The sequence below is a fragment of the Mesorhizobium sp. P3_A9 genome (assembly GCF_056402975.1).
In genome coordinates, this window is the sequence record NZ_JBFUGJ010000012.1 from 45138 (window position 1) to 53810 (window position 8673).

Below are 8673 nucleotides of genomic sequence, written 5' to 3' on the forward strand. Positions count from 1 at the left end.
AGGTAATTCCACTATACACTTTTTCTTGGGTGCCTGGGGGAATCAATATGAAAAGCAGATGGAAGAGATGTATAATCGCGGCTTTCTTGATCTTGCCGTTCTATCTAATCCTGTTGTCGAAGGCCTTCGATTCCGATCCGGACGTCAATTATCACTCGATATGCAACACACTGAAGAGCGTCGACCGTGCTCCTCTTTCAGCATACATACAGCACAGAGACGAATGTACCGGTGAAAAGAGGGATAGGTGTTTCGGTGTCGGCAACGATGGATGGGATACCAGTCGCATGGATGCCTTGCCAGATGATGGCAGACTTGAGCCGCAGCCTTTCGAATATGCCACACTCGAGTATAGTACCAGCGGCCCGGAGGCCGGCAAGCTCCTAGATTGCCAGCAGGCCGATGCGATTGTCGACGAGCTTCATAGACTCGTGGCGGAGGGGCCGGTCATGCTGGTTATCTTCGCGCACGGTTGGCATCACAACGCCAGGGAAGACAGCACCAGGATCAGGTTGGGCGGCGACCGGCCCTACAACCAGGATGGCAACCTGCTGGCTTTCAAACATGTTCTCGCCAAGACCAAATACGAACTCGGCGAACAGCAAGGCGAACAGAAGGTCGAACAGAAAGAAGTCCGGAAGGTTTTTGGTATCTACATCGGCTGGAATGGCGGGCCGGATTCCAACTACCTGAATGCAGGCAAGATTGGCAGCGCAGCAGATGCTATCGGCAATTCAGATAGTTTCGCAGCCGACATGAAGCGCATCAACGATGCGGTCAACCCACCACATGGCGTCGTAACGCCTGTGTTGGTCATCGGCCATTCGTTCGGCGGCAGGCTGCTATCGCGATACATGTTGAAGCAGGCCAAGCTGGCACACGGCCCGGTTCAGCCGTTTGGTCCCAGGAGCCTGGTGGCAACCATCAATCCGGCGATCGGCGCGGATGCCTTCGACGACTTCATGCAGGCCCATTATCCCAACGGTTCCAAACTGCCCTATTGGATCAACGTCACATCAAGCGACGATTGGGCCACTGATTTGGGCTTTCCGATAGGGGCATCCATTGGCCGGATGCTTGGCCTGGAGATCGGCATCACCGACAAGATTTTCCCAAAAAGCGCATTCAGATCAATTGGACACTACGCGCCGTATCTTACCCACACGCTCGAAATGCCTTGGGTCCCATCTGGAGAAGCGTGTCCAGACGGGGGCGCATGTTTCAAGGTCGGCAAGTGTTTTATTTCAGACACGGAGAAGCCGGATTTCCCTTTTGYCGACAAATATCCGAGGCAGACGCAATGGTACCAGATTGATGCCGGAAAGCAGGAAAAAAATGTACAGCTATTTTATCTCAGCCCTGAAACCCAGTGTGATTCTCAATTCTACCTATCGAAATTAGCTCGTGTAGGACCTCCGGAGAGATATGCCTCCGCGCCAGGCTGGATGTGGAACGTGCATACCAACGAGGAAGGCATCGATGCACCCGGCAAGGGAAACAGCAACGATTGTCGCAATGATCTAAGCGACAGCTGCCAGTACGGATGTAGCCCTGACACCAAGGTCACAGCAGCCGTCCACAACGCGTTCGTGCAGACCCGTTTCGTACGCATGTTCCTCGAACTTGTCCTGGCCAAGTCGGGGACGTGACGCGTTCGAACGGGATTAGGCCGCCGACAGATCCATCTCGGCCAGCACTAGGGCTGCCGTTCCGGTCAACAAAATCTGATCGATCGGCTTGGGGCGGCCCAGAAAATAGCCTTGCGCCTCGTTGCAGCCTTCGACCTGCAGGATGGTGAGCTGGACGTGGGTTTCGACGCCTTCGGCAAGCACGGGAATGTCGAGGCTGCGCCCCAGTGTCAGCACGGCGCGGATGATCGCCTTGGCCTGCGGGCTGCGCTCGACATCGGCCATGAAGGAGCGGTCGAGCTTGATCTTGTCGAACGGGAACGAGCGCAGCGTGTCGAGCGACGAATAGCCGGTGCCGAAATCGTCGATCGCGATCGTCACGCCCAGCGCCTTGATCTGGCGCAGCACGTGCAGCGTGCGCACCTTGTCGGCGACGATCGTCGATTCGGTGAGCTCGAGCTCGAGACGCTTCGGCGAAAGGCCGGTCTCGATCAGGATCTGATGGACGAGCTTGGCGAGGTCGGCATGGGCGAACTGCACCGGCGACAGATTGACCGCGATCTTGTGGCCATTGTCCCAGGACGCCGCCTGGCGGCAGGCGGTGCGCAGCACCCACTCGCCGATCGGCAGAATGGAGCCATTCTCCTCGGCGATCGGAATGAATTCGGCCGGCGGGACCATGCCGTGCACGGGATGGGTCCAGCGCAGCAACGCCTCGTAGCCGCAGGTGGCGCCGGTCGCGACCGAGGTCTGCACCTGATAGTGCAGTGAGAGCTCGCCGCGCTCGATCGCCAGGCGAAGGTCGGTGGCGAGCGCCCGGCGCGCCCGCGCCGTCTCGTCCATGGTCGATTCGTAGAAGCAGACGGCCCGCGTCACATCGTTCTTGGCCCGGTACATGGCCAGATCCGCATTGCTGACCAGCCTCTCCCGGTCGGCGCCGTCGCGCGGATAAACGGCGACGCCGATGCTGGCGCCGGTGACTGTCTCGAAATCGTCGATCCGCAACGGCTGGAACAATGATTTTTCCAGCCGCGACACCAGGCCGAGCAGGTCGTTCTGGTCCTTGAAGCGCTTGATGGCGGCAAATTCGTCGCCGCCGAGCCGGGCGACGAACTCGCCGTCGCCGGCCAGTTTCGCCAACCTGCGGGCAATGATCTTGAGCGCCTGGTCGCCGGCCGCGTGTCCCCTGAGGTCGTTGATTTCCTTGAAGCGGTCGAGATCGATGACGATGACGGCGGTCTTCGTGTCCTTATCCTCGCCCGCCCGCTCGATCTCATGGTCGAGGCGGTCATTGAAGGAGACCCGGTTGGCAAGGCCGGTGAGCGAGTCGTTCAGCGCCAGATGCTGCAGCCGCTCGAAGCTGTCGAGCCGGCCGCGTTCGTCGATCAGATAGCTGGCGAACCCGGTGGCCGCGACGATCATGCCGACCACGGCGACAGCGACGGCCATCGCTTCGAGGATATCGGGATTGGTGCCGGTGGTGATGAAGGAGAGCGGCGTCACCGCCACCGCCGCCATCGCCGTGAAATGCAGGCCGACGATCGCCAGTACCAAAAGCCCTATGCCGAGATAGTGCGACCAGCGATAGGGCCGGCGCGCCGCCTGGCCGATCGCCGCGGCGGAGAACGCCATCGCGATCAGCACCGAAGCTACAACATAGCGGGCGTCCCATTCGACGATGCCGGCCACGTGATAGGCCATCATGCCGGTATAATGCATGGCCGAGATCGCCAGCCCGACGACGCATCCGCCCCATTCCGGCGCCAGGCCGCGGCCTTTGTCCAGGGCAAGGCCGAAGCCCGCGCCGGTTCCAACCATGGCGATGACCAGCGATATCATGGTGAGCGCCGGATCGAAGGTGATCGGCGCGCCGGGCTGATAGGCCAGCATGGCGATGAAATGCGTGCACCAGATCGAAGACCCGGCGGCGACCGCGGTCAGGAACAGCCATCCCCGCATCTGCACGCCGACGGTTTTCCTGGCGCGGTCCAGGAGACCGATCGTCACCCAGCAGCCGGTGACGCACATCAGCGCCGCCAGCAGGACGAGCCACAGATTATGCTCCGTGACGATGCATGATATAACGCGCATCAGGAATGGTCCAAGCCCGAGAACACCCGCATTGCGCGGGCAAAAGCCGCTTCGGCACTCGCGTGGCCAGTGCAGCTCTGTCTCGCTGATTTAGCGGCAGGACATGAAAACTTGCTTAAATCCTGGGCATAAATGCAGCCCATGATTGTACCAGGTTGTTTCCCCAGAGCATGATCCCGAAAAGTGGCAACCGGTTTTCTCGGGCAAACGGTTTCCGTTTGTCCTGAGATCATGCTCCAACAAACAGGCATGATCCCGCCGTCTCGCGCTGGATCAGCAGTCTGGCGCCTCGCGCGCTTGCTCGCTTTGCCGTTCCTGCTAAAAGGCGCTCCGACAATCCGTGACGCCCTTGCCCGAGCGTCCGCCATCGACGGAGCAGAAATGTCCAAGACCAAAGACGTCAAGAAAGTCGTGCTCGCCTATTCCGGCGGTCTCGACACATCCATCATCCTGAAATGGCTGCAGACCGAACTCGGCGCCGAGGTCGTCACCTTCACCGCCGATCTCGGTCAGGGTGGCGAGCTGGAGCCGGCGCGCCAGAAAGCCGAGATGATGGGCATCAAGGACATCCGCGTCGTCGATGTGCGCGAGGAATTCGTCTCCGACTTCGTCTTCCCGATGTTCCGCGCCAACACCGTCTACGARGGCACCTAYCTGCTCGGCACCTCGATCGCYCGGCCGCTGATCTCMAAGCACCTSGTCGAGATCGCCARRGAGACCGGCGCCGAYGCGATCGCKCAYGGCGCCACCGGCAARGGCAACGAYCAGGTGCGTTTCGAGCTKTCGGCCTATGCGCTGAACCCYGACATCAAGGTCATCGCGCCGTGGCGCGACTGGTCTTTCAAGTCGCGCACCGACCTGATCAACTTCGCCGAGCAGCACCAGATTCCGGTGGCCAAGGACAAGCGGGGCGAGGCGCCGTTCTCGGTTGAMGCCAACCTCCTGCACTCCTCTTCCGAGGGCAAGGTGCTGGAAGATCCGTGGGTGGAGCCGCCTGAATTCGTCCACCAGCGCACCGTTTCGCCGATGGATGCGCCCGACGAGGTCACCGAGATCGAGATCGAGTTCCTGAAGGGCGATCCGATCGCGCTCAACGGCAAGAAGCTGTCGCCGGCGACCATGCTGGCCGCGCTCAACGATCTCGGCCGCGACAATGGCATCGGCCGGCTCGACCTGGTCGAGAACCGCTTCGTCGGCATGAAATCGCGCGGCGTCTACGAGACGCCCGGTGGCGCCATCCTGATCGTGGCCCACCGTGCCATCGAATCGATCACGCTCGACAGGGGTGCAGGCCACCTCAAGGACGAGTTCATGCCGCGCTATGCCGAGCTCATCTACAATGGCTTCTGGTTCTCGCCCGAGCGCCTGATGCTGCAGGCGATGATCGACAAGAGCCAGGAAGACGTCGAAGGCACGGTGCGGCTGAAGCTCTACAAGGGCAATGTCATCGTCACCGGCCGCAAGTCGAAGAAGACGCTCTATTCCGACGCGCTGGTCACCTTCGAGGACGACCGCGGCGCCTACGACCAGAAGGACGCCGCCGGCTTCATCCGCCTCAACGCGCTGAGGCTGCGCACGCTCGCCGCGCGCAACCGCAACGGCTGATTGTTCAACAATAAAAACCCGGCCAATGCCGGGTTTTTGATTGAAGAGCCCACTATATCAGCGCTTTCTTACTTGATCTTTACAGGGTCTTATCTAGCCTCGTCGCAACGGGTTTGGGGCGATTGATCATGAAGGTCCGATTTTTGACAGTGTCTGCGATGATCGTCGCATTGGCTGGCTGCCAGAGCAGCCAGGAGGCTGTGAAGCAGGACCCAAAGGCGGCATTTGGCCGATGCATGGCAAATGTCGCGACCTGGAACATCACGGCCAAGCACGAAGCCACCGCTTTCATGGGCGTTTCGGCGGCAAACATGCCGACCGTCTTCTGCCGACGCCTGGTCGATGCGATGCTTAGCGGGCGACTGACCCTCTCCGACATAAACAGGCTGCAGACCAACCAATCCACCGACGTTTGGAGGATCATAAAGGGCAAATGACCGTCGCCGCATCGGAACCATCGGTGGGAGTCGGCATTTTGTGCCCAGCCTGGCTGCGCAATCTCGGCGGATGGCTGACGCCGCTGGTTGTTCTAACGAGTCCCGTGACCGCCGTGGCCGAGGATTTCGATCCCGTCTCCCTCGACCTCGCCGCGCTCATCGAATGCAAGGCCGACGTGCCGGCCTATAACGGCTTTGCCCTTTGGCTGAGCGGCGAGCCGGGTGCGGTGGAGACGCTTGGCTGGAAAGGGGTTGCATCAGGCAATCCATTTCTCAGCCAATATGAACTGCCCGCTCCGGTCCACGTCTTCGGGCGCGAGACGGGAACAATCGTCTTTACCGCGACAGGGCCGATGGCCGTGCTTGAGGGCATCGCCGCGCCCGACCTCGCCCGGCAGCTCGGGGTCCCAGCGATGGTCTCGACGCCGGATAAATTCCTTGGCGAGAAGGTGGTGACCGAAAGCACCGAGGAAACCGGCGGCATCAGTCTTTCCACGAGCATCACGCTCAATGTCTCGACCGTCGGCACCCACCCCGGCAAGACGCTGGCCGGCTGTTCCTACGCGGTTGATGTTGGCGATTAGCCGGGAACATCAATCGCTTCGTCATCCACGGGCGGAGCAAGGAGCGTAGCGACGCGGCGCAGACCCTAGAATGACGAAGTTGGGGAGGCTTCAGGCATTCCCGAATGTCCATGATGGTTCCATCAACAAAAAAGCCCGGCGCATGGCCGGGCTCTTCTGTCGAACAGAGCTTTCAATCAATCGCCATCGATCGCCGTGGCGATGAGCACGATGGCCTGCTGGTAGACGTTTGCGTCGTTCCAGCCGGCAATTGCCCCGATATTGGCCGAAGCGCTCGCACCCCGCCGCCAGCCATGGGCCTTGAGGAAATTGGCGGTGGAAGCCAATGCGGTCGCCTTGTCGCGCAGGTTTCCGCTGCCGACGCCATATTTCAGGACATTCCCGGGCAGGAACTGCGTATGGCCGATCTCGCCATGCGCGGCGCCGACCGACGAGGAGCTCAAAGCCCCGCGATCAACCAGCTTCAGGGCCGCAATGGCATGTGGGTGGAAAAACGCCGGGCGGCGGCAATCATAGGCAAGCGTCAAAATGGCGGAAACCGTATTCTGGTTGCCCATGGACGAACCGAAGCCGGTCTCCATACCCCAGATCGCCAGCAGCACACCCGGCGACACGCCGTAATTGCTTTCGATCTGGCTGAACAGCGCCGCATTCGACTTTTTCAGCGAACGGCCCTTGGAAATGATCGCCGCCCCGCCACGGCGCTTCATGAAGGCTTCCACYGAGCCGCTGAAAGCCTTGTGGATGCCGCGGTCGACGGAGATCGTCTTTGTCGCGTAAGTGGCGCCAGCCAGCGCGGCCAGACCCTTGGCGCCGACACCTTCGCCCTTGGCCTCTGCGGCGAACCCCGGCTTCCAAGCATCGAAGCCGGCACCGGTGCTGCCACAACTGGCCGCCGCCTGTGCCCCCGTCGCCAGCCCAAGCACCGCCACCACCGCGGCCGCAAAAATCCTACCCTTGGCAAGAAGTGCCATGTTGTTCTCCTGGTTGCCTGATTCACGTCCCATCTGCGAATTTGCCAGCGAAACGCGCACTTGTCACGGTCTGCGGCACAATGCTGGCGAATGCCGGGGAATTTGCCTACGATCAAGTGATTATTGTGGCGGGGTCGAAATAGCCATGGAAGACGTTGATGTGGTGATCATCGGCGCCGGCTCGGCGGGGCTCGCCGCGGCCAGGACGCTGCAGGCATCCGGTCTTTCCTTCAAACTGCTCGAGGCGATGGGCCGCATCGGCGGCCGGGCCTGGACCAGCGACCAGCATTTCGGCGTGCCTTTCGACATCGGCTGTGCCTGGCTGCATGCCGCCGACCGCAATCCCTATTTTCCCGAAGCCCGGGCTGCCGGCTGGACGCTGCACCACCACGACATGAACGTCGACCACCTCTACTATCGCCAGCACAAGGCGAGCGAGGCAGAGGAAGCCGAGATGAAGGCCGCCGATGCGAAGCTGTTCGAATTGCTGGCGAAGCATCAGGTCAGGGACGGCGACGACGACCGGCTTTCCGCACTGCTCGCCAGGGGCCACGCGCCGCGCGCGGCCGCAACCTTCGCCGGACCGATGGATTTCGGCGCCGACGAGGACGAGATCTCGATCCGCGATTTCCAGGCCGCGGCCGATCTCGACCCAAACTATTTCAGCAAGGAAGGGTTCGGAGCGCTGGTCGCCCGCTTCGGTGCCGACCTGCCGGTCGAATTGTCGACGCCGGTGCGCAAGATCCTGTGGGACGTGCCCGGCGTCGCTTGCGTCACCGACCGCGGCACCGTCCGCGCCAGGGCGGTCATCGTCACCGCCTCGCCGGCAGTGCTCGCCTTCGAGGAGATCGAATTCTCGCCGGCTCTGCCCGACACGCATTTCGGCGCCTTCTTCGACCTGCCGATGGGCATGCTGACCAAGCTGCCGGTGGAGATCCGGGGCACAAGGCTTGGCCTGCAGCCCTTCGACGACCTGCTGATCGAGCGCATGGCCCGGCACGACATCTATTTCCTGTGCTTTCCCTTCGACCTCGATTTGATGGTCGGCTTCGTCGGCGGCGACTTCGCCTGGGAGATGTCGGCGGCGGGCGAGGCCGCCGGCATCGATTTCGTCGTCGACCGGCTGTGCGGCATTTTCGGCGCCGACACCAGAAAGCATGTCGCCCGCGCCATGATGACCAATTGGGGAGGCGAACGCTTCGTGCGCGGCGCCTATGCGGCGGCCCGCCCGGGCCGCTCGGAAGCGCGGGCGGCGCTGATGCAGCCGGTGGCGGAAAAGATCTTCTTTGCCGGCGAGCACCTCGCCGGCCCGCTGATCCAGACCTGCGGCGGTGCGCGGCTGTCGGGCGAAGCG

Annotated in this window: 7 protein-coding genes; 5 read left to right on the top strand and 2 right to left on the bottom strand. The window is 61.7% G+C overall.

What is annotated here, in order from left to right; genetic code table 11:
- Positions 1-287: 287 nt before the first annotated feature.
- Complete coding sequence (locus AC1DX0_RS04120; protein WP_477354313.1) at positions 288-1649, top strand: hypothetical protein; 1362 nt, start codon at positions 288-290, stop codon at positions 1647-1649.
- A gap of 15 nt (positions 1650-1664) precedes the next feature.
- Here the strand turns inward: AC1DX0_RS04120 and AC1DX0_RS04125 are convergent, their stop codons facing one another.
- Positions 1665-3719, bottom strand: a complete 2055-nt coding sequence (locus tag AC1DX0_RS04125) for a putative bifunctional diguanylate cyclase/phosphodiesterase (RefSeq protein ID WP_477224420.1) — start codon at positions 3717-3719, stop codon at positions 1665-1667.
- Positions 3720-4100: 381 nt separating this feature from the next.
- Between AC1DX0_RS04125 and AC1DX0_RS04130 the strand changes: the two genes are divergently transcribed.
- From AC1DX0_RS04130 to AC1DX0_RS04140, 3 genes are all read left to right on the top strand, one after another.
- Positions 4101-5324, top strand: coding sequence for an argininosuccinate synthase (locus AC1DX0_RS04130; RefSeq protein WP_477354316.1), 1224 nt, complete (start codon positions 4101-4103; stop codon positions 5322-5324).
- A 122-nt stretch (positions 5325-5446) separates the two neighbouring features.
- A complete protein-coding gene (locus tag AC1DX0_RS04135; RefSeq protein WP_477224422.1) occupies positions 5447-5761 on the top strand; it encodes a hypothetical protein in 315 nt (104 codons plus the stop codon).
- Positions 5758-6345, top strand: coding sequence for a hypothetical protein (locus AC1DX0_RS04140; RefSeq protein WP_477224423.1), 588 nt, complete (start codon positions 5758-5760; stop codon positions 6343-6345). The genes AC1DX0_RS04135 and AC1DX0_RS04140 overlap by 4 nt, the downstream gene beginning before the upstream one ends.
- Positions 6346-6521: 176 nt before the next feature.
- Here AC1DX0_RS04140 and AC1DX0_RS04145 read toward each other — a convergent pair whose 3' ends face one another.
- Complete coding sequence (locus AC1DX0_RS04145) at positions 6522-7319, bottom strand: lytic murein transglycosylase (protein ID WP_477224424.1); 798 nt, start codon at positions 7317-7319, stop codon at positions 6522-6524.
- A gap of 145 nt (positions 7320-7464) precedes the next feature.
- Between AC1DX0_RS04145 and AC1DX0_RS04150 the strand changes: the two genes are divergently transcribed.
- Positions 7465-8673: flavin monoamine oxidase family protein (locus tag AC1DX0_RS04150; protein ID WP_477354319.1), on the top strand; the 1209-nt coding region annotated here is incomplete at its 3' end.

Coding starts and splice junctions, on each gene's coding strand:
- AC1DX0_RS04125 (WP_477224420.1), bottom strand. CDS start 3,719: ATGCGCGTTATATCATGCATCGTCACGGAGCATAATCTGTGGCTCGTC.
- AC1DX0_RS04140 (WP_477224423.1), top strand. CDS start 5,758: ATGACCGTCGCCGCATCGGAACCATCGGTGGGAGTCGGCATTTTGTGC.